A 24,787-nucleotide genomic window follows, 5' to 3' on the forward strand; every position below is an offset into this window, starting at 1 on the left:
CGGAACAATTAAAGGAGGTGCCTCACGGCACCTCCTTTTTTTGTCTTGCTCTCTTTCCAGTTTTCTGACCTTTGCTCGGTATGCCCGCAACACCCCCAGCCACCCAACAGCGCTCTTTGCTAAGCTTTGTTAAGTTTGGCATCATTGGTAGTCTGGGCTTTGTCTGGGATACGGCAACAACCTATGGTCTGCGCCCGATCATCGGATTAACTGCCGCCACGCTGGTAAGCTATTTTGTGGCCGCAACCCTTAACTGGATTCTCAACCGCTTGTGGACCTTCCGAGGCATGGGCGCACATGAGCATCCCATTTTGCAGTGGCTGCGATTCCTTTCTGCCAACAGTGTAGGATTTATGCTTAACCGCGGAACCGTTTATACATTGTTTTATGCGTTTCCGCTTTGCATCCACCACCCTATACTGGCCTTGGCCGCTGGGAGTTTTGCTGGACTTCTGGCCAACTTTAACCTGACCCAAAAACTGGTTTTTCGTGCGCGGCCACCCAGTTCTCCTCTGGAACTTGTGGAGATGACTGTGGACTTCCCTCCCACAGACCATACGCACAATACCAAGCCTTAATCCTGCCCTCTTTCAGAGACGCGCAGGGTGCGCTACATTTAAAAGAATACTGTGTGTTCCATCTGGCCGTGAGCATCGTTTTCCGTTCATCGGGAAGATATTACGCGCCCAACCAGTTTCAGGACTTTGCTGCCTCACGCCATGCTGACAACAAATGAAATCCGCACCGCTTTTCTGGACTATTTTGCCAGCAAGGGCCACCAGATCGTCCCCTCCTCGTCGCTTGTTCCAAGCAACGACCCCACTCTGCTGTTTACTAACGCAGGGATGGTCCAGTTCAAAAACGTGTTTACCGGGCAGGAAACCCGCCCCTACTCACGCGCCACAACCGCACAGAAGGTTGTCCGCGCAGGGGGCAAACACAACGATCTGGATAATGTTGGCTACACAGCCCGGCACCATACATTTTTTGAAATGATGGGGAATTTTTCCTTCGGCGATTATTTCAAGCCGCAGGCAATAGAACTGGCGTGGAACCTGATTACCAAAGGCTTTGGCCTTCCCAAGGATAAGCTGCTCGTTACCGTTTATGCGGATGATGAAGACGCCGCAGGATTGTGGCGCTCCATTGCCGGGCTGGACGATAGCCGCATTATCCGCATTCCCACATCGGACAACTTCTGGCGTATGGGCGACACCGGGCCATGCGGCCCATGCTCCGAAATCTTTTTTGACCACGGCCCCGATGTTCCCGGTGGCCCCCCCGGTTCCCCCGATGAAGACGGTGATCGGTTTGTTGAAATCTGGAACCTCGTGTTCATGCAGTATTTCGAAGACCCGCCAGGCACCCGTTCGCCCCTACCGCGCCCCTCCATTGATACAGGCATGGGGCTGGAACGCTTTGCCGCCATTATGCAGGGCAAGCGCGACAACTATGACACAGACACCTTTGTTGCCCTCACCAATGCTTCTGCCGACCTGACCCATCAGGCTGTGGATGGCCCCTTCAAGGCCAGCCATCGCGTGGTTGCGGACCACCTGCGCTCCACAGCATTCCTGATTGCCGATGGTGTTTTGCCTGCCAAGGATGGCCGAGGGTACGTACTGCGCCGGATTATGCGCCGCGCCATGCGCCACCTGCATATGATGGGCACAACAGACCCGGTTTTTTACAAGCTGCTCCCCGCTCTTATCCAGCAGATGGGCACCGCCTACCCCGAACTGGTGCACGGTGAAGCCCTGATCCGTGAAACCATGCGCGGAGAGGAAGAGCGCTTTAAAGCCATGCTCGACCGTGGCCTGCACCTGCTGGACGACGAAAAAAGCAAACTGGCAACGGGGGCCCCGCTCCCCGGTGATGTTGCTTTCCGCCTGTACGACACATTTGGTTTTCCGCTCGACCTCACACAGGACGCGCTGCGCGGCAGTGGCCACGATGTGGATGTGCAGGGCTTTGAAGATGCCATGACCATCCAGCGCCAGCGTGCCCGCGCAGCATGGACTGGTTCGGGCGATACTGCTGTAGAAACCATCTGGTTTGAAGCACGCGACAAATTTGGCGCTTCCGAATTCCTTGGTTATTCCACGGAACAGGCCGATGGCGAGGTTCTGGCTGTTATTGCTGGCAATGCGTTTTTGCCAGAAGCCACAATCGGGCAGGAAGTCGCCATTCTGCTCAACCAGACCCCCTTTTATGGTGAGAGTGGCGGACAGGCGGGCGATACCGGTTTTCTGAGCGCAAAGGGCCTTAAAGTCGCAATCAGTGATACCCAGAAAAAAGCGGGGGATCTGATTGTGCATTATGGCACCGTGACCGAAGGGGTGCTCAAGCCCGGCATGGCGGTTACTGCAACCGTTGACCATGACCGTCGCTCGGCCATACGGGCGCACCATTCCGCAACGCATCTGCTACACGAGGCCATGCGCCGTCGGCTGGGGGCACATGTTGCGCAGAAAGGCAGCCTGAATACGCCAGATCGCTTACGGTTTGACGTCAGCCAGCCCCGCCCGATTACGCCAGAAGAACTGGCTGATATTGAAGCGGAGGTGAACCATCGCATCCGCCAGAATGCGGCCGTTACAACCCGCTCCATGACGCCTGATGAAGCCATTGCCGAAGGGGCAACAGCCCTGTTTGGCGAAAAATATGGCGATGAGGTCCGCGTGGTCTCCATGGGGCCGGCAGAAGATGGCAAAGCAGCCTGGTCCATAGAACTATGCGGCGGCACCCATGTTAGCCGCACGGGGGACATTGGTCAGTTCCGTATTGTCGCTGAAAATGGCGTGTCCGCTGGTGTACGCCGTATTGAAGCCGTAGCTGGCAAAGCTGCCGAATCCCTGACGGCAACCAACGAGCAGAGACTTGCCCAGCTTGCTGGCATGTTGAAGGTGAGTGTGGCGGAAGCACCCGAACGGCTGGCAAGCCTGCTGGAAGAACGCCGCACCATGGAACGTCAGATTGCCAACCTGCAACGCCAACTGGCAACAGGGAGCGTTGCCGCGGCTGGTGTGGAGCAAGTAGGCTCTGCCCGTCTGGCAACCCGCAACGTGGGGGAAACCCCTGCGCGTGAACTTAAAGGGCTGGCGGAAACCATACTCAAGCAGGGGGAAGCCAATGTGGTCGTCCTGATCTCCTGCGCTGATGGCAAGGGCAGTGTGGTTGCGGCTGTGGCACCAGACCTGACGGAAAAAGTCGATGCCGTGGCACTTGTTAAAGCTGCAAGCGTTGCCATGGGTGGCAAAGGCGGTGGTGGACGCAGGGACATGGCGCAGGCTGGTGGACCAGACGGACAGGCCGCCGATGCAGCATTTGCAGCTGTGCGCGATATACTGAAAGAGACGGTCTGACACAGACGCTCAAAAAAAGCGGAACGTAGAATAGCGCGGCAACGCGCTGTTCTGCCGCTTCCCCTTGGTCTGCCTTTGGCGTAAGGATTGCGTTATGTCTTTACTTGAATCTCTTAAATTTGTTGTGTCCCGCCCCCATCCGGAGGCGCGTCCTTTTTTGCTGGCATCTGGTGCGGCGTCTGCCGTGTCTTACCTGTTGGGCCGCAAATTCCGCTGCCCCAAGCTGCGCCTGCTTGGCCATGCAAGCTCAGCCTTTTTTGGCTTCTGCCTTTACTTCTTCCGCGATCCCGAACGTATAACCCCGGCCCGCGCAGATGTGGCCGTGGCTCCGGCAGATGGCCATATTGTTTCCATTGAAAAAATTGCTCCGCCCAAAGAACTGGAAATGGGGGAAACCCCTGTGTGGCGCATTGCCACCTTCCTGTCTGTTCTGGATGTGCATGTAAACCGTATGCCTGCTGCGGGTACGGTAACACGGATCGCCTACCACCCTGGGCTGTTCCTGAACGCCAGTCTGGACAAGGCATCCGAGCAGAATGAACGTAATGCGCTCAGCCTGACACTCCCTGATGGCCGGATGCTGGCTGTGGTGCAGATTGCAGGGCTGGTTGCCCGCAGGATTGTCTGCTCCGTGCAGGAAGGCACAAAAATGGAAGCCGGTGAACGCTTTGGGCTGATCCGCTTTGGTTCACGGACCGACCTGTACCTGCCACCCGGCGTGGAACCTCTGGTTGCTGTGGGTCAGACCATGGTCGGTGGTGAAACCGTTATGGCGCGTCTCTGACAAGACCGTGACACTCCCCGACCCCACACCCCCAGCAGTAACCTTGCCCGTTCCCAAGGAAGAAGCCCCTCGGCAGCGCGCACGCAAACGGCGTGTGCGCAACAAAAGCCGTGGGCCATCCTTCAACCGCCTGATTCCCAACATTTTAACAATGCTGGGGCTGTGCGCTGGCCTGACCGGTATGCGCTTTGCCATTGAAGGGCGCTTTCAGGCTGCTGCGGCAGCGTTGCTGATTTCTGCTTTTATTGATGGGCTGGATGGCCGTATTGCGCGAATGCTGCGTGGCGCTACGCGGTTTGGAGCAGAATTTGACAGTCTTTCAGACTTTTTCTGCTTTGGGGTTGCCCCCTCCTTCCTGCTGTATTTCTGGGCGATAAAAGATAGCAATCGCTACGCTTTTCTGCCCTGCCTGCTGTTTACCGTCTGTATGGCACTCAGGCTCGCACGCTTTAACGCCAATCTGGATGGTGAAGAGCTTAAACCCAAATATGCCAGCAACTTTTTTACGGGGGTTCCTGCTCCTGCTGGCGCTGGTCTGGCTCTTTTCCCGCTTTTTTTGGGACTGGAAGCGCAGAAGCTGGGCATAGACTGGCTTTATAACCTGACCCGGCTGCCATGGTTGCCAGATTTTACATTAACCAGCACGGCACTCCTGCTGGTATCGACCCTGCCGGTCTGGTCCTTTAAAAACTTTAAGGTGCCAGCACAATATGTTCTGCCCCTTATGCTGGGGACCGGAATTTACGCGGTTGTTCTGGTCGCAGATCCATGGGCGGCACTAGCTGCAGCGGGAATTATTTACATGATTCTGCTGCCACTCAGCCGCCGCAGTTTTCTCAAGCTCAAAAAAGCAGCGGAAGACCTGCACAAAGACGATGATGCAGACGAAACGCCCTCAGTTCCCTGAGGGCGTTTTTTTATCGGCTCTGTGCGGCACTTCCAAGCATGGCACATAACCCGTTCAGAACATCCTGTGGGCTGGGCGGGCAGCCTGCAATGGCCAGATCAACCGTAACACGGCGTTCCAGCCCCCCCATTACGGCATAATTTTCGCTGAACAGACCGCCATCCAGCGCACAGTTGCCAACGCTGATCAGCCCTTTGGGGTTTGGCATGGCATCCCATGCGGCCTGTAACACCGGCGCCATGCTACGAGTAAGCGGGCCTGTTACCAGCAGCACATCTGCCGCACGGGGAGAGGTGACAAACCCGAACCCTGCTCCCTGCATGTCGTATGGAAGGCTGGCCATAGCCTGCAGTTCCATACCACAGCCCCCGCACCCCCCTGTATCCACATGGAAAAGCAGTAGAGGCCAGCGTGGCCCAAGTGGCTTGCGCTTCTGCCTGTCCTTCCAGAACGCAGTTTGCATGACCGCACGGATCAGCCCCATAAAAACACTGCCTTGTGCCTGTTCATTCCTGCACTCCTAGCCATCCAGTGCTGCTGCATTCATACCCAAAGAGCAGGCCAGTAACGCTGTATCTGCCGCCGCATGGTTGGGAAGCATCTGCTCAAACGCAAGGAGGGCTGATGTTTCGGGCTTGCGGCAGAAAGCCTCTGCCACACGCCCATGCGCCAGACGGACCCAATATAACACGCCACCCCACGGCCCTTCGACCAGCCCTATACCCTCTCCATCTTCCATGGAGAGGGGGGTGCTGCCGCCTGCATTTAGCCCAATACGGGCTGCGGCAAGGTCCAGCATTCGCAGGCTTTCCTCCACTTCATCCAATAGCAGAAGTGCGCGGTCCTCCGCGGTCCCGTCCTGCCGACCGGATGTGTAGCGCCACAACCCCTCGTATGCAGGGATCATCCGCCGTCCATCACAATCCCAACCGGAGGCGCGGGCAACAGGGCCATCCAGCCCTATGCGTTCCAGTTCATCCGCCTGAACACGCCCCACATTCCCCAGCAGCACGGCCAGACCGGGGTATTCCCGCCACAACAGAGCCAGTTGTGGGTATGCCTGACGCCCCAGCTCATAAAGACTGGCACACAAATCCCCCATCTGCGAGGCTTCCCGCAGCGATACCCCTCCGGGCGTGCAGACATCCATTAACAGCCGCGACCCGGTAACAGGAGCTGCCTGTGCGACCAGTTTTTCGCGCAGGGCCATACAATGCGACGCCACCAGATGCACTCCAGCCAGCCGGGCCAGAGCCGCCAGTTTGTAAAGGTGGTGGAATAGCCGCTCCATTTCCAGCAAGGCGACCCGCAGCAAAGCGACTTCGGTGCCCACGCGCGCGCCACATGCGTTTTCCACGGCCTTACAAAATGCAACCTGATGCGCAACCGAACTCCCTGCGGCCACCCGACCAGCAAGGCGGCAGGCATCCTCCACCCGTGCGTGGCGGGAGCGAGCGGCAATACCCCGGTGCGCATAACCTGTCTGGGTTTCCGCATTAGCAACAACACCGCCGGAAAGGACAAGGCGCGTATAAAATGGTGGAACCGCGCTACCCGTTGCCGGTCCCACATCTTCTACCCGACCTTTGGCAGCCAGCAGGGCATCGGACGGCTGGAATGCCAGAATCCCCTTATGCTGCCCGCCCCGCCCCGGCGCAGCAGAGAGCGGAGCAGAGGCGGACCAGACATCGTGGTCAAGCAAGGGGCGCACGTCCAGCGCCCACATGGCCTCGGCCCCATACAGGTCATAAATAACCCGCTCGTACAGGCTGGAGACCACCCGTGCGGGAGAGAGAGCAGGATAACGCCCATTTTCCAGCCGCAGGGTTGCCGCAAGCGGCTGCCCATCTGGCAAAAACAGGGCATGGACATCCTCTCCATCGCACCAGAGACCAACAAAAGGCAGATCATCCTGGCGGAGCAGGTCCACCATATCGCGCCAGGCCAGTTCATCCAGCCTGAAGCGCCAGTGCGTCTGGGTGTGCTCTCCAGCACAGATCAGGGAGACAACATCCATCAGAAGGCCCCCAGCATCATGGCCAATGGCACCAAAAACCCCATAACCGTCAGAACCGAACAGGCTACCCGCCCAGCCATATCCTCCGGCCAGAACAGGCGGGCTGCCTCCCTGTCTGGCACGGCGCGTAACACTGCTGCCAGAATACCGCACACCGTCAGCACCGCGACGGACCATGACCAATCGGTCATGACAGAAAGCAGAAGCAGACAGCCCACAAAAGGCGCACCGGGGGGGAAGCACGCCAGCACATTAACCGCCCAGCCCCGCGTACTACGGTTGCCACCAGCCAGGCACCAGCCGCACAGGAACAGCAATGCGGCAACATCTGCCTCTACCCCCACAGCCATAAGGGCCAGCGCGGACGGAAAGGTCCGAAACAGCCTCTGCCGGTCACGCGAGCGACCCGCACAGGCCGTAAGCCAGACCGACACCAGCCCGGCTGCCACCAAAGCCATTTCAAACGCCATGCCACCATGACCACGCAGGCGCATGGCAAGCAGAATGGAAGCACCTGCAAAAGGGAGGAACAGAAAGCTATCGTTCTCATCCCGCCAGAACTGCCCGAAAGGAGCAAGACCGGTTAAAATAACAAGTCCACAAGCCATCATAAGCCCACAGACCGTACTCCCTTGCGGAAGCAGCAAGCCAGACAGGACCAGCATTGTTCCCACGGAGCCGGTACGCATTAGCCCCCATCCGGTTTTGGCCTGCCCGGCCGGACGCGTAAAAACAAATACCCCCCACGCCAGTGCGACTTCCAGAATACCCAGGCCTACTGCCGGTTCGGGGGCAACGCAGGCCAAGCCAGCCAAAGCCGTGCAGACATGCGGCAGGCTGCGTAACAGCCGGTCGGGCATAACGCCATTTTCCAGCACCAGCAGGAGCAGGCCAAATGCCAGCATAACGCGGCCTGCTCTTTGCACGGGGTCATCATCCCAGCCGCTGGCATTGCCACCCATCGCAGGGAACATAAACACAACAACAGACAGCAGGCAGCCAAGGCCCGCCATCCACAAAGCGACCTCCCGGCTGCGTGGGGCAGGCACGGCCGCCACTCCAATAGCCCCAACAAATGGCCACACAAATGCAAGAGCTGCCAGAAAGACGGTCGCCTGCGTAGCTACACTCATGTGTCCTTCCCTCCGGTCGCAGGCTTTGTGCGGCGGGATTGTCTGGCGGGGCTATGGGCAGCCACCACACGCGGCATAATCCGGTGGATACACATACCGCCCAGCAGCACCACAACCACACCAGCCAAGGCTGCAACGCCCAGCACCACGGGTTGCCGCCCCAGCACGGCGGAAAGCAGTACACCTTCAATACATGTCAGTAATCCGGCCCATTGCCACACCATGCTCTGGCGGCACACAACCGTTACCAGCCCGGCAACCATAGCGCACAACCCTGCGGGGAAGAGCGTACTCCCTGCACGCCCACACCCAAGCAGCAGCAGAACCATTAACCCCAGAGCAAAAAAGGGCACGGCTGTGCCACTGCGCTCATGCGTGGCATCATGCTGGTATCGGGTTAAAAACACGGGAGGCGCGACAGCAAACAGCAATGCCAAACTGGCGCCAGCCTCCTGCAGGGGGGTCAGTCCATCCAGCAGCATGGCCAAAGCCGTGACCACTCCGGTCAGCAGCAAAAACCCTACACCCCGCGCAACAACACACAGCGCCACCAAGGGCACCAGAATGGCAACAAGGGTCATTGCACGTCCTCCCCCCCTGTTATGGCGGCCTGTGACTCCAACTGTTGCGGGCCTGCCAGCACGCCCCCCTCATCCCGTTCGGCTAAAAGCGGATGAACAGACCACGTAACCTGCAAGGCCAGCACACCCAGCAAAAAAATACTCACCAGCCGAATGCGTGCCAACCTTAATGGCGGCAACACAACCAGCCTGACCAGCGCCAGCATAGTGGCAGCCAGCAGCAGCTTGCCGCCCCACAGGGCAAAATCAACCATGCACTGGATCAACCATGCTTCCATGCCAGACGCATCGGGCAAAGCCAGACCACCGGGCCAGGCCATATCCAAGGCCAGCACCACCCATGCGATCTGCACGCAATCCGCTGCCCACAACCACATGGCCCGCTCCGGCCCTGCCAGAGAGGCAAGCTGACCCTGCTGGTCGGGCCAGGCCAATGCTGGCACCAAAAACAGGGCAACACCCGCCAGCACAAACGGTGCGCCATCCGTTACGGGTGAAAGTCCATGCACGGTTGCCAGAAAGTCCGAAAAGTCACGCACACCGGCAAGCAGCACAACCGGAACCAGAGCAGGCAGCAGCAGCAACGCTCCCAGCAGGCTGCGTGCCCCCTGCACCGCCCCCAGTCCACCACGCAACACGCGCGGCACATCCAGCAGCACCAGCGCTACAACCAGCACACTACAGATCAGCAGCAGCCCCGGGGCGGGAAAACCCGGAACAGCCAGCGTAAAAGCGGGAACAAGAGCGCACCCCAGAACGGCCAGTACCAATGCGCCCGTGCAGGCAGCGCCACTCAGCCAGTCCGCCCCCTGCTGCAAACGAGGCCGCCTGAACTGATGCCCGATATCCTGCCACCGCCCCATAACCGGAAAGGAAGATACCCCGGACACACGACCAGAGAGCCGCCCGACCAGACCATTCAGCCAAGGTGCCACAAACACCATAAGCAGTGTTTGCAGCGCAATGAGCAGCAGATAAACAAGGCATCCGCCCCATGTGAGAGAATGTATCATTTACCCACAAACAGCCCTGCCAGCAGACCCACGCCCATAAGGAGCAGAATAAGGACCATGCCCTGCGCTTCGCACCATCCTACGGCAACAAACAGGCTCCTGCGGGCATAACGCCAGAAAAATACGGCACGGCGGAAAAGGGCACCGCCGGTGCCGGGGCCACGCAGGGCCGTAACAACAGCAGGCGCAAAGAAAAACCCGTGCCATGCCGACCATAAAGGCAAGACATCCTCCTCCGCACCACCTTCTGCCGCGGCAACATCACAGACTGGCGCACCTTGGCGCCATGCCTCAACCTGCCGGGCAGAACGGTCAAAGGGCATAAACCCCAGCAGCCGCACCAGAAGGCCGACTGCCAGCACGACCAGCGCCACGCCCAGCAGCACCAGCACGGGGGTCAGCCGGGCGCTATGGCCTATAAAATGCACCGTTGTCACATCCTGCCATGTCACAGGGGGCAAGGGTGGCCCCACCACCAGATGGTCCGCCACAAACAGCCAGAGTCCAGGAAAAAAAGCCATGATGCTCCCAAGCACGGCGCATAGCCACAAAGGAAGCACCATGGCCCGCACCTGCCCGGCTCCTCCACCACGGTGGGGCAAAAACACCAGTGCTGCACGCAACAAGCCCGCACTGAATACAACGCCAAGAGCAACAAAAAACACCACCAGCCCAACAACAAGCAATGCCATGGCTGGTTGACTGGCCTCCACCGAATAACCTGCCCCTGCCAGGGCTGACCACAACACCAAAAATCCACCACAGGGCGGCAGAACAGAGCACTGGGCCAGTACGACGCCCATCAGGCATCTGGCCAGAGGCGTGTGCAGCCCGGCACCACTCTCCAGTTCCCACCTGCGCGCCAGCCAAAGCACGCCCAGCAAGGCCACAACAGGCGCACCCATACCCAGAATAACGGTGGTCCGAAAAGTATCCGCCCCCCCCAGAGGGGAGGAAAGCGCCAGCACAAGTGCAAATACCAGCATTCCATACCAACCGGCAGCCAAGCCAGCGACAAGGCTTAAAGCCTGCTGCTGGCGCATGGCCTGCGCAAGTCCCGCACAGGCCACTGCACCACCACACAGAAGCAGCACAACCTGTGGCAGCAGTGGTAATTCCCCCACCTCCGCCAGCAGGCGGCCAAGCAGGAACAGGCCAATACAGGCAGGCAGAACCGCAAGCGGTCCCCGCTGGACGGACACCGCCCACCCGACAAGAACCACCATGACCCCCAGCAGGGGAACAGACAAAATACTATCGGCTGGAATACACGCAGGCAGCACGGCAAAGGGCAGGCACAACCCGCGCTTGCCTCGCCCTGCCAGCAGCACAAGCGCCGTACCGGTAAAAAGACCAAAAACCAGAGGCGAAAGTGCGAGCACACCCATACAGGCCAGCACACAGGCCACGCAGGCCCGCCCCCTGCCAGCCAGTGCCCCTACACAGGCCAAAATCGCCAGCATGGGTAAAGAGGGGCCATCCGCCCCAAAAACGGGGAACCACCCCAACTCCCCTTCGACCCGGAAGGATGCTCCAAGCAGGGCCAACACCCCCAGCAGCCCCCACAGACCTGCCAGAATTTCGGCTCGCCAGACTGCCACTCCGCGCAGCAGACGATCTGGCGCAACAGCAAAAAAGCCCAGCGCAACCAGCGCCAGCAGCAACCCACAAAGAACGGAAGACAGTAGAATGGAACCCGGCCCCAAACCTATGAACATAAAACCGGCGGATAACACCATGAGTGCAGGCTGAATACAATCTGTTCAGCAACACTGGAACCGGATCAAAGCGTTTTTCCTGCTCCGGGTATGCGCGCCATCCCGGTGGCAGACACACGCATACGCGTAAACCACCCTTTTTTATGGCAGACAGACAAAGGCAGGGCAGAATACATCTCTGGCACGGCTTCGACCAAAATCAGACTTCCACCACCGGGGCAAAGAACCTTGCCAGCGATATCCATCCGCCTGCCCCGTCTGAGCGTGCGACAGGCATGGCTTGCAGGAAGGAAGACCGCCTCATCCCACCTTTCCGCCCGCAACATGGCAGCGGCCAGAGTCTGGCGCAGTGTATGGCGGGTAAAGGGCATATCCCGCGCAAAAGGAGTGCGCCGCAACCGCGCGCGCCCGCCCAATCTGCTGGGAACAACCATAAGCAACCGCCCGTCATCACGCAGAACGCGGGCTGCTGCCCGCAGGATCTGGACTGGATTGGTGCGCGTCTGCAAGCCGTGTGCCAGCACAATGCGGTCAAACTGCTGCCCTTCAAACGGCAGGTTATCCGGGTCCACCACACAGCATTGACCAGACAGACCTAAAGCTTCCGCAGGATTGCCCGCAAAACAGGCCCCTATACGCACCGTTGTATGGTCTCCAATACGGGTCAGGTACGGTGCGGCTCCACCCAGCCCCAGAACAGACTGGTTTTTCAAATCCGGCCAGAACCACCGCATCCGCTCGCCCAGCAGGTCCACACAAACCTTGCCTGCTGGAGTTCTGTAAAAACTTTCTTCACGCACCATGGCTTCCTGCATGGGTCATGCCTATCATAAGTCTGCATCGCAAAGCCATGACCTGTCCCTCTTCCCTTCAGCCGGAGCCATGCCATGCCCCTGACCATACACGCCATTCATGTCCTGAACGATAATTACGCGTGGTTCTTGCGGGATGAAGCAACCCGGACAACCGCCATTGTCGACCCCGGAGAAGCCGCCCCCGTAGAACGCTGGCTGGAGCAGCATGGCGGCAGGCTGGACTTTATTTTACTCACCCACCACCACAATGACCATATTGGTGGCACCACCCCCTTGCAGCAGCGCTACCGCGCAAAAGTGGCCGGACCAGCGGCAGAGCAGCACCGTATGCCGCATATGGACCTCCCCCTGAACGATGGGGACACCATTGCTATTGGGCAAAGCCTTGGCCGTGTGCTGGCTATGCCGGGGCATACACTGGGCCATATCAGCTATTATTTTGACCATCCACCAGCCCTGTTCTGCGGGGATACCCTGTTCAGCCTTGGGTGTGGCCGTCTGTTTGAAGGCACGGCCCAGCAGATGTTTGAGAGCCTTGCCAAGCTACGCAACCTGCCTGCACAGACCCTGGTGTGCTGTGGGCACGAATATACGTTATCCAACAGCCAGTTTGCCCTGCACATCGACCCCGATAATGCCGCACTTCAGGACCGCACACGCACCGTACAGGCCCTGCGTGCACGTGGAGAGGCAACCGTACCCTCCACACTCGGGCTTGAGCGCGCAACAAACCCGTTCCTGCGGGCAACAACAGTGCAGGAACTGGCAGACCTACGGCAGCAGAAAGACGTGTTTTAAACCCAACTGGCGATAGAAAACTTTATTGCTGGACAAGCGTGCGTGCTGCGGGTTGGACGAGTTGAAAAACTGGTAAAATTTTTTCCAGCGGCACGGCTCCCATATAAACATATCCATCCCTGACAGAGAGGGAGAGAACAAGCTTACCCCCGGCCCTATCCCCGCGGGAGAGCATATCTTCCAACGTGTTTTTAAATGCTGCTGCCTGTAGGGGGGGCAGAATTCTTTCAGGCTGCAACTGCTCTACAAATGGCTTCCAGTCCCGCACGGTCAGCCAGAAGTCCCCCGTTATGCTGGTCGCATGGCCACCGCGCACATGCCCGGTTACCCCCAGCTTGAGACCATTCCAATCCGCCGAGGCTTTTTGCACCAGCAGTTCGGGCCAGATGGCCAGCCCGCTCTCCTCCTCCTGCTCCAGTACGCGCAGGCGCTCATAAGGGCCGGGCATGGAAAAAGCAGCTTTGACGTTTTCCAGATGCTGGGGCCATGAGGGAACAGTCATCTGCTCAACAGAAAAGGACAGACCCAGCACACTGGCCTGAAAATTGGCCTGCGTATTCCACAACACTTCACCCTGCACGTTTTTCATGCTCACGCCCGATGCACGCAAATGTGCAAATGGCGCGCTAAAGGCCGCACGCCCGGCTGGTAGGGAACGCACAGGCCAGAACACCTCGACCGGATGCCCTTCCAGCACAAACAGACGCCTGCTCTCCTCGCCATTATGCGCATAGGGTATGGTTAGGGATTGCGGTCCATTCAGGCGCATATGCACCTGCAACGGGTGCCAAGGCACCACCTCCAGCAGAATATTATTGGCACCGTACTCTATGGTATGGGCTGGGGTACCATCATGCATGGCCGGGGTGCAGGCTACACGCACCCCCTGCAACACCAGTGCCGCGCGCCACATACTGCCTGCTGACTGCCTGCTCTGGTAGGAAATCTGGCATAAGTCGGAGGGATGGGCGACAAGCCGGTTTAAATACTGCTGGCTTTGCCAACGGAACGCAACAGCTCCCCCAAGAACCAGCAGCACAACACCGGCCGCCAATACGAAAGGCTGCTTGAAAAAACGCGTCATCCCCACCTCAAATGGCTGTATTCCGCCTTCCGTGCAAAGTTATCCACAACCCGACTTCCTTACTGGCCCTACCTGTTCCTGTAGCAGCTTATGGCATGGTGCGCTCAAATTCTCCAGTAAAACAGACAGGAATGGAAAATAAAAAAACCTCTGAATTTTATTGTATATTTTCCAAATTTTATAAAAAATTACGGCATATCTCACACGCGTGATGTACCGGATTTACTCCAGACCATGCAGTAAATCCCCGCTCATTACTAACATGACCCTTTTATGACACGCACCATACTCCACAAAGTTATCCACAGAGCAAGTTCTTTATCCCCTCCTTGCACTGCTCCTCTACGGATTTACAAATCCTCACCCTGTTCGAGCACACGCCAGCTTTTTTCAATTTCGTCCAGCAGCGCGGTACGTTTGGCAGGGCCTACGGCCGGGCCGATCCATATGTGCAACACACCACCCCGTTTAACAAAGGCATTACGCCCCCAGAACAGGCCCGAATTGGTTGCGACGGGAATAACCGGCAGGTCTATATGGCTGGACATGGCGGCAATACCGGGTTTGAGGGGCGGATGTTCACCCGGCATGGTGCGCGTTCCTTCGGGGAAAATAATAATCTGCCGGTTATCCGCCACAGCCCTGTCCGTACCTTGCAGCAGCAAACGCAGGGCGCGCGCACCTGCCGCACGTTCTACCGGCATCATGCCCGTCAGCACCAGCATTGGTCCAAGCAGGGGAATGCGGGTTAATTCACCCTTCATCACATAACAGGGGCGTGGCAGCAAAAGCATCCAGACCAGCGTATCAAACGCAGACTGATGCTGGGAGGCAATAAGGGCCGGACCGGATTTTGGCAGGTGCTCCAGCCCACTTACACACACCCGCACACCACATATGGAACGGAACAGCCACAGCACGGCTCTGGACCACAGTTTGGCATAAGCCAGCGCGCGCCCGGGCATAAACCAGCGGATAGGCAGCGCACCAACCCCCATGATCCCGGTCAGCACAAAAGCCACACAATTAAACAGGACGGAACGCACCACAACCATAAGACAAAACCCGTTATAACCAGCTTACCAGTTCTTTAGATCTGCCATGCTGGACACCAGAAAACAGCCAGCCTTGCAAGGAAAACCATACAAAGCCAGACCTGCCAGACCTGTTCTGACTGGCCTCGAAGCCTCTATGGCGGTATAGCAAGGCGGCACTCTGCATAGAAAGACAGGATAATATGAGCGACTATAAGGTAAAGGACCTCTCGCTGGCCGAATGGGGTCGCAAGGAAATTTCCATTGCTGAAGGCGAAATGCCGGGCCTGATGGCGCTGCGCGAAGAATATGGCGCAAGCCAGCCCCTTAAGGGCGCACGTATTGCTGGCTGCCTGCACATGACCATTCAGACCGCAGTGCTGATCGAAACACTGGTCGCTCTTGGCGCAACCGTGCGCTGGTCTTCTTGCAACATTTTCTCCACGCAGGACCATGCTGCAGCTGCCATTGCTGATGCCGGCATTCCGGTGTTTGCATGGAAAGGTCTGACGGAAGACGAATTTAACTGGTGTATTGAACAGACCATTCAGGGCCCCGATGGCTGGACCCCGAATATGATTCTGGATGACGGCGGCGATCTGACCGTTATGATGCACGACAAGTATCCGGAACTGCTGGCCAACGTAAAAGGCCTGTCCGAAGAAACCACAACAGGTGTGCACCGCCTGTGGGAAATGCAGAAAAAAGGCACACTGAAGGTTCCGGCCATCAATGTGAACGACAGCGTTACCAAATCCAAATTTGATAACCTGTATGGCTGCCGCGAAAGTCTGGTGGATGCCATCCGCCGTGGTACCGACGTTATGATGGCAGGCAAGGTTGCCGTGGTTGCCGGTTATGGGGATGTGGGCAAAGGCTCCGCTGCCTCCCTGCGCAATGCAGGCTGCCGCGTGCTGGTAACCGAAGTGGACCCGATCTGCGCCCTGCAGGCTGCCATGGAAGGCTACGAAGTGGTCACCATGGAAGAAGGCGCTACCCGTGGGGACATTTTTGTAACCGCAACCGGCAATGTGGACGTGATTACCGTTGACCACATGCGCGCTATGAAGAACCGCGCCATTGTGTGCAACATCGGCCACTTTGACTCCGAAATCCAGATTGGCGGCCTGCGTAACTTTACGTGGGAAAACATTAAGCCGCAGGTGGACGAAGTTGTGTTCCCCGATGGCAAGCGCCTGATTGTTCTGTCCGAAGGCCGTCTGGTCAACCTGGGCAATGCAACTGGCCACCCGTCCTTTGTTATGTCTGCTTCCTTTACCAACCAGACGCTGGCCCAGATCGAACTGTGGACCGCACCGGAAGGCAAATACGAAGCCAAGGTGTACACCCTGCCCAAAAAGCTGGACGAAAAAGTTGCAGCCCTGCACCTTGCCAAGGTTGGCGCTCACCTGAGCAAGCTCAGCGAAAAGCAGGCCCAGTACATTGACGTGCCCGTAAACGGCCCCTTCAAGCACGAAGAATACCGTTACTAAGCACCGCTAACTGGCTACCCGAAGCCGCCAAAGGGGCTTTCGGGTAGCCTTAGGGCAGAAAATGTGTAGTGGATAAGCCTCCACCACCCGGCATTCCCTTCTGCCACGTCCCCCGAAAATTCCATTGGTTCAAACCATGAACCATACCCCACCCCAAACCGTTACTGCTTGCGCAGCAACGTTCATCCGGGGGCCCCGCACCCCTATGGTAACAAACCACATGGGTGGTCTGCGCAGGTGCCAGAAGCTTTGCACAAAACTGTCTCTTTCCTGACAGATTTGTCAGGTTATCCTGCGTAACAGGACCGGACAAATACACGATAAAGGATTGCCCACATGAGCATTTTTGGTTCCATTTTATCTGCCATTTTCCATCACGCCAAAGCCGCAACGCCGGACACAACCTCCCCCGCCAACGCCAGTGCTCAGCCCAGTGCCGCAGCCGTTGCTGCACCGGGCACGGTTCCCCCAGCGGGTTCGCCTGTTAATGTTGATGCGGTTCTGGCCAGCCTTGCCGCGCAGAACGGGCAGAACCTGAACTGGAAGGAATCCATTGTGGACCTGCTTAAACTGCTGGGTCTGGACAGTTCCCTTGATGCCCGCAAAAAACTGGCAGCAGAACTGGGCTACACCGGCAGCACGGAAGACAGCGCAAGCATGAACATCTGGCTGATTAAGGAAGTCCGGCAGAAGCTGGAACAGAACGGCGGCAAAGTTCCTGCGGGTCTGTAACAGACTGCACCATCAGGTCTGAGCAGAATAACAAAAGCGCAAGCTCAACAGCTTGCGCTTTATTTTTATCGGCCTCTAACGCCCTATCTGGTCCAAACTACTCTGGGCTACCACAGTTTTGGCCCCCTAACCTCGGGTTGCGTGCCTGTGCTGGGCATCCGCATTTTTTAATGCACCGGCAGCGGGCAAGGGCATGGCATAATCTGCCGTATCCACGACCACCACAGCAAGTCCGGCTATGGGAGAGGCAACCCTGTCCTTACGCAAAAGAGCTGCAAAGCGGCGGTCTACAGCCGCCCATTGCTCATATTCCACATCCAGCAGTCCATGCCGGTCAATAAAGACATTCAACGATGATGGGATACGGATGCAGCCTTCAGAAGCAGTATGGCCCAGACGCTGTTCCAGATAGACCGGGTCAGTTGCGTGCATTTCCAAGCGGATCTGTGCTTTTTCCCGGCTGGCTAACCACCCTTTTTCGGTCCATTGCCACCCAAAATCCCACACACGCATACCCGTAGTGCCATTGCCCATAATGCCATTTTCATTCTTGGTTCCCAACGCACGGTAGCCAAGACGTTCTGCTGAATTGGGGAAAACACCCGTAGGAGTAATGTAATAGTATTTCCGTCCTGTTGTGCCGGTAGAGACCTTTGTACTGCCGATGACCTGCCAGTCCTCATCGGATGGCAGGGCCAGAATCAAACATAGGCGCTGTACTTTGGGGTTGCGGTCCACCACCACAAGCACCTGCGGCCGGTCCAGCACATAACCGGCCTGTGCCAGTTGTTGACGAGCCAGTGCAACCCACGCAGCCTTATAGGCAGCAGACACAGGAAGTGCCACGGGCACCTCATGCCGGAAAGCCAGCGTCAGTGCCCAGGCTTCCTGCCTGGCAGCATCTTCCGAAACAACGGGAACCGGGGGTAAAACCCGTTCCTGAGCAGAGGGATTCTGAACCCTGTCAGCCCCGTTCACCCCAGAAAACGCCGGGTCCAATGCGCTGTCATCCACATTGGTGGGGTGGTTGCCTGCTTGGGTTGCCGGGCGGGTATAAGCTGGACCGGGCCGCGCTTCACCCTGTGCCCAAAGGGCATCTGGCATAGCCAGAAAACTGCCAGCCATAGCTGAACAGACGGCCAGTTTCCTTACCATGCGCATAACGCTCTCCCGTATAAAACTACGGGAGAGAGTATGGCATTAGTCCTAACAATAAGAAAATTTTCAAATATTGATCGCGCGGTTGTCAGCACCCAATGCAGCTTCCTTAACAGCTTCGCTCAAGGTTGGGTGGGCATGGCAGACGCGGCCAATATCTTCTGCCGATGCGCCAAATTCGATCGCCATGGTCGCTTCGGCTATCAGCTCCCCTGCTGCTGGACCAATAATATGGACACCCAGCACACGGTCTGTCTGCTTGTCTGCCAGCACCTTTACAAACCCGTCTGTCATGCCCAGCGCGCGTGCACGGCCGTTGGCAAGGAAGGGGAATTTGCCAGTTTTGTAGCCGACGCCCTTTTCCTTAAGCTGCTCTTCGGTAAAGCCGACAGACGCAACTTCAGGCCATGTGTAAATAACACCGGGAATGGCATCGTAATTAACATGCCCCGCCTGCCCTGCCAGCAGTTCGGCCAGTGCCACGCCTTCTTCTTCTGCCTTGTGGGCCAGCATGGGACCAGCAATCACGTCCCCAATGGCGTAAATTCCGGGAACATTGGTGGCATAATGTGCATCCACTTCCACGCGGCCACGCTTGTCCAGCGCAATGCCGGCTTCTTCCAGCCCCATGTTTTTGCTGGCCGCCGTGCGGCCCACCGCAACCAGAACCACATCGGCTTCCAGCGTTTCCACCGTACCACCTGCAGACGGTTCAATGCTCAGCACAACGCCTTTTTTGGTTTTTTCAGCTTTGGTGACCTTATGGCCCAGTTTCATTTTAAAGCCCTGCTTGGTCAGCAGTTTCTGGAACTGGGTTGCTACCTCGTTATCCGTACCGGGTACCAGACGATCAAGGAATTCAACAACCGTTACTTCCGCACCCAAACGGTGCCAGACGCTGCCCAGTTCCAGACCGATTACGCCGCCGCCAATCACAACCAGCCGCTTAGGTACTTCGGACAGTTCCAAGGCACCTGTTGAAGTCACAATAACTTTTTCGTCCACCTCAATGCCCGGCAGGTTTGCGCTATCGCTCCCGCTGGCAATAATAATGTGCTTGGCAGTAACCGGCTTGCCATCCACGCTCAGGCGGCCTGTACCTTCAACCTTGCCGTGGCCTTTAAGCCAGGTAATGCCGTTTTTCTTGAAAAGGAATTCAACCCCCTTCACGTTGGCACCAACAATATCGGCCTTACGCGCCTGCATCTTGGCCAGATCAAGCTTTACGCTCTCGATCAGCACGCCATGTGCGGCAAAGTCATGCCCGGCTGCATGGTAATTTTCCGATGACTGAAGCAGAGCCTTGGAGGGAATGCACCCGACATTCAGGCAGGTACCACCAAGTGTTGCGCGTTTTTCCACGCAGGCAACCTTAAAGCCAAGCTGCGCTGCGCGAATGGCGCACACATAGCCACCCGGCCCAGCACCAATAACCACAACATCATAATCCGTCTCGGCCGGAGGGGCGAGCTGCGAAGCTGCTTTTGCAGCAGGTTCAACCTGAGCAGGCGCCTGTTCCGCAGCAGGAGCAGTTGCGGTTTTACCTGCGGCTCCGGCTTCAAGCAGAGCCAGCACGGCACCAACTTCTACTTCGTCCCCTTCCTTGACTGCGTGGTTTTCCAGCCGACCAGTCGCAGGGGCGGGAACTTCCACGCTCACCTTATCTGTTTCCAGTTCTACAACCGGTTCATCTTCCTTAACCGCTTCGCCAGGCTGTTTCAGCCACTTCCCTACCGTGGCGGTTGTTACACTTTCTCCAAGGGTGGGAACTTTAATTTCGGTCGGCATGGGTCTTGTCTCGCTCACGTTAGGGTCTGCAAAAAGGTAAAGGCCGGGGCCCCTTCCGGGTTACCTCCGGCCTGTGCCAGTGTCAGATCAGACGTCAATCAACAGGCGGCGGGGGTCTTCCACATTCTGCTTGAGCCTGACAAGGAAGCTGACTGCCTCCTTGCCGTCCACAATCCGATGATCATAGGACAGGGCCACATACATCATGGGGCGAATAACCACCTGACCATTGACGGCAACAGGACGTTCCTGAATGGAGTGCATCCCCAGAATACCGGACTGCGGAGAGTTCAGGATCGGGGTGGACAGCAGGGAACCATAAATGCCGCCATTGGTAATGGAGAAGGTACCGCCGGAGAGCTCATCAAGCTTGAGCGTACCTTCGCGTGCCGCCTTACCAAACCCTGCAATGGTTTTTTCAATCTGGGCAAAACCCATTTTGTCAGCATCGCGAATGACCGGCACAACCAGACCGTTGGGACCACCCACAGCAATGCCAAGATTGACGAAGTCGCGGTAGATCACGTCTTCCCCATCAATTTCAGCGTTAATGGCGGGGAATTCCTTAAGTGCTGCAATAACCGCGCGGGAGAAGATGGACATGTAACCCAGCTTCACACCATGCTTTTTTACAAAGTTATCCTGAAATTCGGCACGCAGCGCCATTGCGCCAGACATGTCAATTTCATTAAACGTGGTCAGCATGGCCGCGGTATTCTGCGCTTCCTTCAAGCGGCGGGCAATGGTACGGCGCAGGCGCGTCATTTTGACACGCTCTTCACGCGGGTCATCCTTGCGGGCGGCCTTGGGGGCTGCGGCAGGCGTTGCTGCCTGTGGCTGGGATAAAAAGCCCAGCACATCGCCTTTGGTAATCCGTCCGCCAAGGCCCGTGCCCTGACCAACCTGCCCTGCGTTCAGCCCGTTTTCCGCCATCAGCTTCCGTGCGGCTGGCAGTGCTGCTGCGGCATCGGCCGCTGGCTTGGCTGCCGGTGTTGCAGGGACTTCCACCTTTTTTTCTGGGGCAGCAGTTTTGGGGGCAGCAGGAGCGGCACCAGCCTTGCCGGGTTCCACGGTTGCCAGCAGGGCACCCACTTCCACCTCATCCCCTTCCTTTACGGCCTGTGGGCCAAGCACACCAGCCTGCGGAGCTGCCACTTCCACACTGACCTTATCAGTTTCAAGTTCAACAACCGGTTCGTCTTCCTTGACCGCATCACCGGGCTGCTTCAGCCATTTGGCAATGGTTGCCGTGGTCACGCTCTCGCCCAGTGTTGGCACCTTGATCTCGACTGACATCCTATTCCCCATTTTTTTCAAGAAATCCCCTGTGTGGCGTAATGGTTTTTTCCACACAGGTTTTTCTTCCGCGTAAGGCGGACAATTTTCTAAAATCCCAGACCCTGCTCAGCGAGCCGCCTTAAGCCCCAGTGCACGGTCCACAAGGTCCGCCTGCTCGGCGGCGTGAATGCGGGCCAGCCCCGTAGCCGGGCTAGCCGCTGCGGCACGCCCGACATACTGCGGACGCCCAGTCTTATGGCCTGCCCGCAGCAGAGCTTTTTCAATCCGCCGGTCCACAAAGTGCCACGCACCACCATTTTCCGTTTCTTCCTGACACCAGACAATGTCCGCATTAGGATAACGTTTGAGTTCGGCTGCGAGTGCTGCTTCGGGGAAGGGGTAGAGTTGCTCCACACGCACGATGGCAACGTCGTTCACGTCTTTTTCGCGCCGGGTGGCCAGCAGGTCATAATAAACCTTGCCAGAGCAAAGCACGACACGGCGCACCTTGGCATCCGGCCCCAGAGCATCCACCTCGGACAGAACCGGACTAAAGTGGGTGCCCGGCCCAAAGTCCGCCAGAGCGGAAACCGCAAGCTTGTGGCGCAGGAGGGACTTGGGTTCCATCAGCACCAGCGGTTTGCGGTAGTCGAGTTTGAGCTGCCTGCGGAGCGCATGGAAGTAGTTGGCAGGCGTTGTAATATTGCAGACAAACATGTTGTCTTCCGCACAAAGCTGGAGATAACGCTCCAGACGGGCAGAAGAATGTTCTGGTCCCTGCCCTTCATACCCATGAGGCAGAAGCAGAACCAGACCGGACATACGCAGCCACTTGGTCTCGCCCGAAGCAATGAACTGATCAATAATGACCTGTGCACAGTTCGCGAAGTCACCAAACTGGGCCTCCCACAGCACAAGTGTCTGTGGGTTGCGCACGGAATATCCGTATTCAAAACCCAGAACCCCGTATTCGGATAACAGCGAGTTCCAGATTTCAATTTTTGCCTGCTCGGTCTGAATATGGTTCAGCGGTGTGCAGGGGCTCTGGTTAACCTGATCGGTCCATGTTGCATGGCGCTGGCTGAAAGTCCCACGCTGGCAGTCCTCCCCGGACAAACGCACACGGTGACCTTCCAGCAGCAGGGAGCCAAAACCCAATGCCTCGCCTGTTGCCCAGTCAAACCCTTCGCCAGAGCTGAACATGCCAGCCTTGGCCTTGAGCTGACGCGCAATTTTGGAGTTCAGGTTAAACCCTTCTGGCACTTTAGTAATTGCTGCACCAATTTTTTGCAGTGCATCAAGCGCCACGCCGGTTTCTGGCCATGCCTGTTCGGGCTTCTGCCCCGGTGCCGTAAGCCCTTTCCAGCCGCCTTCCAGCCAGTCGGCCTTGTTAACCTTGTAGGATTCAGCCGCCTTGTAATCAGTTTCCAGCCGATCCTGGAAGGCATCCCACTGGGCCTGTGCTTCCGCCTCGCTCATAACACCAGCTTCCACCACCCGGCGTGCGTACAGGGTGTGGGGTGTTTCGTGGCTGGCAATCGCCTTGTACATTACGGGCTGGGTAAAGACCGGCTCATCCGTTTCGTTATGGCCATGGCGACGGTAGCAGACAATGTCGAGCACAATATCGCTCGCAAACTTCTGCCGGTAATCAGCCGCAAGGCGGGAAACATAGATCACCGCTTCCGCATCATCCCCGTTGACATGCAGGACCGGGGCCTCAATGGATTTGGCCAGATCCGTGCCATAAACGCCAGAATGGCCACATTCAGGGTTGGTGGTAAAACCGATCTGGTTGTTGACTACCATATGAATGGTGCCACCCGTGCGGTAACCGGGCAGCTGGGACATGGCAAATGTTTCGTACACTATCCCCTGACCCGCAAAGGCAGCATCACCATGAATGATAATGCCCATGCTGCCACTACGGTTTTGCGTATCGCCCGCATCATCCTGTGTTGCACGGACCTTGCCCAGCACAACGGAATCAACCGCTTCCAGATGGGACGGATTGGGCAGGAGGGAAATGTGAACGGAACGCCCGCCAACCTCCACATCCGCCGAAGATCCCAGATGGTATTTAACGTCCCCCGAACCTTCCACGTTGTCAGGTTTGAAAGAACCACCGGCAAATTCGTTAAAAATGGCAACGTAGGGTTTGCGCACCACGTTGACCAGCGTGTTCAGGCGGCCACGGTGTGCCATGCCAATGGTTACTGACCCAACGCCCTGCACAGCAGACTGGTCCACAATGGCATGAAGGGCTGGAATGGAGATTTCTCCCCCTTCCAGACCAAAGCGCTTGGCCCCTACGTAACGCTTCTGGCAGAATGCTTCAAACCCTTCGGCTTCGGCCAGATTTTTAAGAATGCTTTTGCGCTCGGCAACGCTTACGTTCTGCTGCCAGTTATCGCCTTCCAGCCGCTGGCGGAACCATTCGCGCTGTTCAGCATTACGGGCATACAGGTATTCCGCACCAATATTCCCGCAATAGACTGACCGCAGTGCTGCAATAACCTCCTTGACCTTTGCAGTACTCCGCCCCTTAAGCAGCGGGTCCAGTAAAGAGCCAATAAAAACCTCCCGGTCCAGATCCTTGGGGCCAAAGCCGTAGGTCTGCGGGTTCAGTTCCTCACGCTGGGCAGGAACTTTAAGCCCCAGCGGGTCCAGCGTTGCTTCCAGATGACCAAATTCGCGGTAAGCGCGCACCAGTCTGGCAATTGCCAGACTGTCCTGTGCTGCAAGGCCGCCAGCCGGGCTACCCTTTACAGGCGGCGGCTCTTCCCCCGTGATAATGGATGGACGCGGCGCCCACGATGCACCCAGTGCATCGTGCAGCACGGCTGCCTCATCATCTCCCAGCGAACTGAAGAGAATATCGAAGGAGGGATCTACACTTTTTGGATCCTTCGCCCACTGGGCATACAAATCCGCAAGGTACGCGATATTGGCACCGTTCAGAGCGGTTGCCAGCATATCCGATACCGCCATCTCACATTCCTCCCTGTCGCGGGGTGATCACGCGCCGCAGACCAGATGTTGTGTCACACTCCAACGTAAGCCGGACCATCTTTTCCTTCACCCCACCC

20 protein-coding genes are annotated in these 24,787 nt (G+C 57.5%); 7 read left to right on the forward strand and 13 right to left on the reverse strand.

The window, feature by feature from the left end:
• Nucleotides 1-80 precede the first annotated feature (80 nt).
• The 4 genes from Absy_RS03855 to Absy_RS03870 all read left to right on the forward strand — a co-directional run bounded on the left by Absy_RS03855 (nucleotide 81) and on the right by Absy_RS03870 (nucleotide 5,056).
• The gene (locus Absy_RS03855) at nucleotides 81-578 is read left to right on the forward strand and encodes a GtrA family protein (protein ID WP_048853425.1); all 498 of its coding nucleotides are present in this window, start codon (nucleotides 81-83) and stop codon (nucleotides 576-578) included.
• 141 nt (nucleotides 579-719) lie between these two features.
• Nucleotides 720-3,365, forward strand: a complete 2,646-nt coding sequence (gene alaS / locus Absy_RS03860) for an alanine--tRNA ligase (protein ID WP_048853426.1) — start codon at nucleotides 720-722, stop codon at nucleotides 3,363-3,365.
• A gap of 94 nt (nucleotides 3,366-3,459) precedes the next feature.
• Nucleotides 3,460-4,149 (forward strand): phosphatidylserine decarboxylase, encoded by a 690-nt coding sequence (locus tag Absy_RS03865; RefSeq protein ID WP_048853427.1) that lies wholly within the window; start codon nucleotides 3,460-3,462, stop codon nucleotides 4,147-4,149.
• Nucleotides 4,150-4,192: 43 nt separating this feature from the next.
• The gene (locus Absy_RS03870; protein WP_048853575.1) at nucleotides 4,193-5,056 is read left to right on the forward strand and encodes a CDP-alcohol phosphatidyltransferase family protein; all 864 of its coding nucleotides are present in this window, start codon (nucleotides 4,193-4,195) and stop codon (nucleotides 5,054-5,056) included.
• Between the two features lie 10 nt (nucleotides 5,057-5,066).
• Here the strand turns inward: Absy_RS03870 and Absy_RS03875 are convergent, their stop codons facing one another.
• Genes Absy_RS03875 through Absy_RS03905 form a run of 7 tightly spaced genes read right to left on the reverse strand, consistent with a single transcriptional unit; the run spans nucleotide 5,067 to nucleotide 12,333 of the window.
• Entirely contained in the window at nucleotides 5,067-5,540 is a 474-nt protein-coding gene (locus Absy_RS03875; protein WP_048853428.1) for an NADH-quinone oxidoreductase subunit B family protein, read from the reverse strand.
• A gap of 36 nt (nucleotides 5,541-5,576) precedes the next feature.
• Nucleotides 5,577-7,073, reverse strand: coding sequence for an NADH-quinone oxidoreductase subunit D-related protein (locus Absy_RS03880; protein WP_048853429.1), 1,497 nt, complete (start codon nucleotides 7,071-7,073; stop codon nucleotides 5,577-5,579).
• The gene (locus Absy_RS03885; RefSeq protein WP_048853430.1) at nucleotides 7,073-8,206 is read right to left on the reverse strand and encodes a hypothetical protein; all 1,134 of its coding nucleotides are present in this window, start codon (nucleotides 8,204-8,206) and stop codon (nucleotides 7,073-7,075) included. The genes Absy_RS03880 and Absy_RS03885 overlap by 1 nt, the downstream gene beginning before the upstream one ends.
• Complete coding sequence (locus Absy_RS03890) at nucleotides 8,203-8,787, reverse strand: hypothetical protein (RefSeq protein WP_048853431.1); 585 nt, start codon at nucleotides 8,785-8,787, stop codon at nucleotides 8,203-8,205. The genes Absy_RS03885 and Absy_RS03890 overlap by 4 nt, the downstream gene beginning before the upstream one ends.
• Nucleotides 8,784-9,800, reverse strand: a complete 1,017-nt coding sequence (locus Absy_RS03895) for a hypothetical protein (RefSeq protein WP_052945699.1) — start codon at nucleotides 9,798-9,800, stop codon at nucleotides 8,784-8,786. Before Absy_RS03895 ends, Absy_RS03890 begins: the two co-directional genes overlap by 4 nt.
• Nucleotides 9,797-11,539 carry a hypothetical protein gene (locus Absy_RS03900; RefSeq protein ID WP_048853432.1) on the reverse strand — a complete coding sequence of 581 codons (1,743 nt, stop codon included), beginning with the start codon at nucleotides 11,537-11,539 and terminating at the stop codon, nucleotides 9,797-9,799. The genes Absy_RS03895 and Absy_RS03900 overlap by 4 nt, the downstream gene beginning before the upstream one ends.
• A gap of 44 nt (nucleotides 11,540-11,583) precedes the next feature.
• Nucleotides 11,584-12,333: a methyltransferase domain-containing protein gene (locus Absy_RS03905; RefSeq protein ID WP_048853433.1), complete on the reverse strand. Its 750-nt coding sequence runs from the start codon at nucleotides 12,331-12,333 to the stop codon at nucleotides 11,584-11,586.
• A 72-nt stretch (nucleotides 12,334-12,405) separates the two neighbouring features.
• On the opposite strand from Absy_RS03905, the gene gloB reads away from it, so the two are divergent.
• On the forward strand, nucleotides 12,406-13,131 hold the full coding sequence (gene gloB / locus Absy_RS03910; RefSeq protein WP_048853434.1) for a hydroxyacylglutathione hydrolase: 726 nt from the start codon (nucleotides 12,406-12,408) through the stop codon (nucleotides 13,129-13,131).
• Nucleotides 13,132-13,153: 22 nt separating this feature from the next.
• Here the strand turns inward: gloB and Absy_RS03915 are convergent, their stop codons facing one another.
• On the reverse strand, nucleotides 13,154-14,215 hold the full coding sequence (locus Absy_RS03915) for a DUF2125 domain-containing protein (protein ID WP_048853435.1): 1,062 nt from the start codon (nucleotides 14,213-14,215) through the stop codon (nucleotides 13,154-13,156).
• Between the two features lie 350 nt (nucleotides 14,216-14,565).
• A complete protein-coding gene (locus tag Absy_RS03920; RefSeq protein ID WP_048853436.1) occupies nucleotides 14,566-15,270 on the reverse strand; it encodes a lysophospholipid acyltransferase family protein in 705 nt (234 codons plus the stop codon).
• A gap of 182 nt (nucleotides 15,271-15,452) precedes the next feature.
• Between Absy_RS03920 and ahcY the strand changes: the two genes are divergently transcribed.
• Entirely contained in the window at nucleotides 15,453-16,742 is a 1,290-nt protein-coding gene (ahcY, locus tag Absy_RS03925; RefSeq protein WP_048853437.1) for an adenosylhomocysteinase, read from the forward strand.
• Nucleotides 16,743-17,078: 336 nt separating this feature from the next.
• On the forward strand, nucleotides 17,079-17,474 hold the full coding sequence (locus Absy_RS03930; RefSeq protein WP_048853438.1) for a DUF3597 domain-containing protein: 396 nt from the start codon (nucleotides 17,079-17,081) through the stop codon (nucleotides 17,472-17,474).
• 126 nt (nucleotides 17,475-17,600) lie between these two features.
• Here the strand turns inward: Absy_RS03930 and Absy_RS03935 are convergent, their stop codons facing one another.
• The 4 genes from Absy_RS03935 to Absy_RS03950 all read right to left on the reverse strand — a co-directional run bounded on the left by Absy_RS03935 (nucleotide 17,601) and on the right by Absy_RS03950 (nucleotide 24,689).
• On the reverse strand, nucleotides 17,601-18,635 hold the full coding sequence (locus tag Absy_RS03935) for a L,D-transpeptidase (RefSeq protein ID WP_245614717.1): 1,035 nt from the start codon (nucleotides 18,633-18,635) through the stop codon (nucleotides 17,601-17,603).
• 63 nt (nucleotides 18,636-18,698) lie between these two features.
• Nucleotides 18,699-20,420 (reverse strand): dihydrolipoyl dehydrogenase, encoded by a 1,722-nt coding sequence (gene lpdA / locus Absy_RS03940; RefSeq protein WP_048853439.1) that lies wholly within the window; start codon nucleotides 20,418-20,420, stop codon nucleotides 18,699-18,701.
• Between the two features lie 87 nt (nucleotides 20,421-20,507).
• Complete coding sequence (gene odhB, locus Absy_RS03945) at nucleotides 20,508-21,716, reverse strand: 2-oxoglutarate dehydrogenase complex dihydrolipoyllysine-residue succinyltransferase (protein WP_048853440.1); 1,209 nt, start codon at nucleotides 21,714-21,716, stop codon at nucleotides 20,508-20,510.
• A 108-nt stretch (nucleotides 21,717-21,824) separates the two neighbouring features.
• Entirely contained in the window at nucleotides 21,825-24,689 is a 2,865-nt protein-coding gene (locus Absy_RS03950) for a 2-oxoglutarate dehydrogenase E1 component (protein ID WP_048853441.1), read from the reverse strand.
• Between the last annotated feature and the right edge of the window lie 98 nt (nucleotides 24,690-24,787).

The sequence above is a fragment of the Acetobacter syzygii genome (assembly GCF_000964225.1).
Classification (GTDB): domain Bacteria; phylum Pseudomonadota; class Alphaproteobacteria; order Acetobacterales; family Acetobacteraceae; genus Acetobacter; species Acetobacter syzygii.

Bases quoted from the DNA above. Each gene is read 5' to 3' on its own strand.
- alaS (WP_048853426.1), top strand. From the start codon at position 720: ATGCTGACAACAAATGAAATCCGCACCGCTTTTCTGGACTATTTTGCC.
- Absy_RS03900 (WP_048853432.1), bottom strand. From the start codon at position 11,539: ATGGTGTTATCCGCCGGTTTTATGTTCATAGGTTTGGGGCCGGGTTCC.
- Absy_RS03865 (WP_048853427.1), top strand. From the start codon at position 3,460: ATGTCTTTACTTGAATCTCTTAAATTTGTTGTGTCCCGCCCCCATCCG.
- Absy_RS03915 (WP_048853435.1), bottom strand. From the start codon at position 14,215: ATGACGCGTTTTTTCAAGCAGCCTTTCGTATTGGCGGCCGGTGTTGTG.
- gloB (WP_048853434.1), top strand. From the start codon at position 12,406: ATGCCCCTGACCATACACGCCATTCATGTCCTGAACGATAATTACGCG.
- odhB (WP_048853440.1), bottom strand. From the start codon at position 21,716: ATGTCAGTCGAGATCAAGGTGCCAACACTGGGCGAGAGCGTGACCACG.
- Absy_RS03895 (WP_052945699.1), bottom strand. From the start codon at position 9,800: ATGATACATTCTCTCACATGGGGCGGATGCCTTGTTTATCTGCTGCTC.
- Absy_RS03920 (WP_048853436.1), bottom strand. From the start codon at position 15,270: ATGGTTGTGGTGCGTTCCGTCCTGTTTAATTGTGTGGCTTTTGTGCTG.
- Absy_RS03880 (WP_048853429.1), bottom strand. From the start codon at position 7,073: ATGGATGTTGTCTCCCTGATCTGTGCTGGAGAGCACACCCAGACGCAC.
- Absy_RS03855 (WP_048853425.1), top strand. From the start codon at position 81: ATGCCCGCAACACCCCCAGCCACCCAACAGCGCTCTTTGCTAAGCTTT.
- Absy_RS03950 (WP_048853441.1), bottom strand. From the start codon at position 24,689: ATGGCGGTATCGGATATGCTGGCAACCGCTCTGAACGGTGCCAATATC.
- Absy_RS03935 (WP_245614717.1), bottom strand. From the start codon at position 18,635: ATGCGCATGGTAAGGAAACTGGCCGTCTGTTCAGCTATGGCTGGCAGT.
- Absy_RS03875 (WP_048853428.1), bottom strand. From the start codon at position 5,540: ATGGGGCTGATCCGTGCGGTCATGCAAACTGCGTTCTGGAAGGACAGG.
- lpdA (WP_048853439.1), bottom strand. From the start codon at position 20,420: ATGCCGACCGAAATTAAAGTTCCCACCCTTGGAGAAAGTGTAACAACC.
- Absy_RS03890 (WP_048853431.1), bottom strand. From the start codon at position 8,787: ATGACCCTTGTTGCCATTCTGGTGCCCTTGGTGGCGCTGTGTGTTGTT.
- ahcY (WP_048853437.1), top strand. From the start codon at position 15,453: ATGAGCGACTATAAGGTAAAGGACCTCTCGCTGGCCGAATGGGGTCGC.
- Absy_RS03930 (WP_048853438.1), top strand. From the start codon at position 17,079: ATGAGCATTTTTGGTTCCATTTTATCTGCCATTTTCCATCACGCCAAA.
- Absy_RS03905 (WP_048853433.1), bottom strand. From the start codon at position 12,333: ATGCAGGAAGCCATGGTGCGTGAAGAAAGTTTTTACAGAACTCCAGCA.
- Absy_RS03885 (WP_048853430.1), bottom strand. From the start codon at position 8,206: ATGAGTGTAGCTACGCAGGCGACCGTCTTTCTGGCAGCTCTTGCATTT.